This window comes from Bradyrhizobium sp. i1.15.2 (assembly GCF_040548425.1).
Classification (GTDB): Bacteria; Pseudomonadota; Alphaproteobacteria; order Rhizobiales; family Xanthobacteraceae; genus Bradyrhizobium; species Bradyrhizobium canariense.
The window spans coordinates 1-1,508 of sequence record NZ_JBEPRQ010000076.1 but is presented as its reverse complement, the minus strand read 5'-3'; the positions used below and the strand labels follow the sequence as shown (position 1 = coordinate 1,508).

At 67.5% G+C, this 1,508-nt stretch carries 1 protein-coding gene; it reads right to left on the bottom strand.

The features are described from left to right. A partial coding sequence (locus ABIB80_RS39255) for a condensation domain-containing protein (RefSeq protein ID WP_354129646.1) occupies nt 1-1,508 on the bottom strand: 1,508 nt, incomplete at both ends.

Below are 1,508 nucleotides of genomic sequence, written 5' to 3'. Positions count from 1 at the left end.
AGCGCCTCGCCAAAATCCTCCACCGACAAGGACAGGGGATAGTTGGTGCGCTCCTCCCCGCCCAGCCATTCCACCCCCTCTAGCCCATCATTCGGTGTAGAACCGGACATGACCGCTGGCGTGGTGTGGCGATAGTTCAACAGCGCGCTGAACAGCGGCGCCGGTGCCGCAACGCTGCTGCAGCGTTGCGCCAAGGCCAGCGAGGCATGCTCATGCGCCAGCAGCTCGGCCAGCCGGGCGTGGGTGGTGCGCACGCTCGCCTCGACCCCGGTGCCGTCGAGATCAAGCCGCAGCGGCAGGGTGTTCATGAACAGGCCCATGGCGCGGTCGGCACCGGCGCCGCCATGCATGCGGCCGAACAGCACCGTGCCGAACACCACCTGCTCGCGGCCGCTGCTGCGCGCCACCACCTGCCCCCAGGCCAGATGGCACAGGCTGGCCAGGCTCACCCCGAGCCGCCGCGCCTGGCTGCGCAGCCGCGCGTTGAGCGCCTGCGGCAGCATCCGATGCGCCTCGCCCACGCCGCTGCCGTCGCCGCGGATCTCGCTCAGCCCAAACGGCGTGGTCGGCTCATCGATGTCGGCCAGCAGCCTCCGGAAGAACTGCTCATGCGCATCCGCACCCACGCCCAATCGCGCCTGGGCCACCAGATTGCGGAACGGCTGCGGGGCTATCAGCTCATGCTCGCGCCCCTCCAGCACGGCCCGGACCTCGGCATGCATCACTTCCAGCGTGGTGTGATCCCCGATCAAATGGTGCTGCAGCTCCAAAAGCAGCCAGCGCGCGCTGCCGGGCTCGCGCGCAATCACAAACCGCAACAGCGGCGCCCGGCCAAGATCGATGCGGTGCTGGCGCGGATCAAACCGATCCTTAAGCTGCTCGTGGCCGGGACCAGAAGACCCGTCCAGCTCAACCTCGGTCACCAGCAGCGGCGCGTTCCGCCACACCACCTGGGCCGGGCTCGACAGGCCCTCCCAGACAAACGATGTCCTTAAGATGTCGTGCCGATCCACCACCCGCTGAACCGCGGCAAGATAGCGATCCAACAGGCCACGGTCGGCAAACGCCATCTGCGACACCAGCAGGTACGGATCGCCATGGCTGGCGAGCAAATGATGGAACAGGATGCCGTCCTGCAGCGCCGACAAGCCATAAATGTCCTGGATGTTGGCGACGTCACCAGGCACCATGGCGACGATCCGATCGATCTCGCCCTGCGTCAGCTCGATCAGCGGCAGCATCTGCGGCGTAATCGCCGTGCTGCTCGCGGTGATCAGGTTGGCCGGGACCGCCACCTCCTGATGAGTGCCCAGGCTTGCGGCCAGATCCGCCAGCACCGGCTTGGCGAACAAGGTCCGCACCTCGATCCCCAGCGACAGCCGCCGCAGACGCTCCATCAACTGCACCGCCAACAGCGAGTGGCCGCCCAGTTCGAAGAAGTTGTCGTGGCGGCCGACCCGCGCCAGACCGAGAAGCTCCGCCCAGAGCTGCGCCAGCGCGGTCTCGGT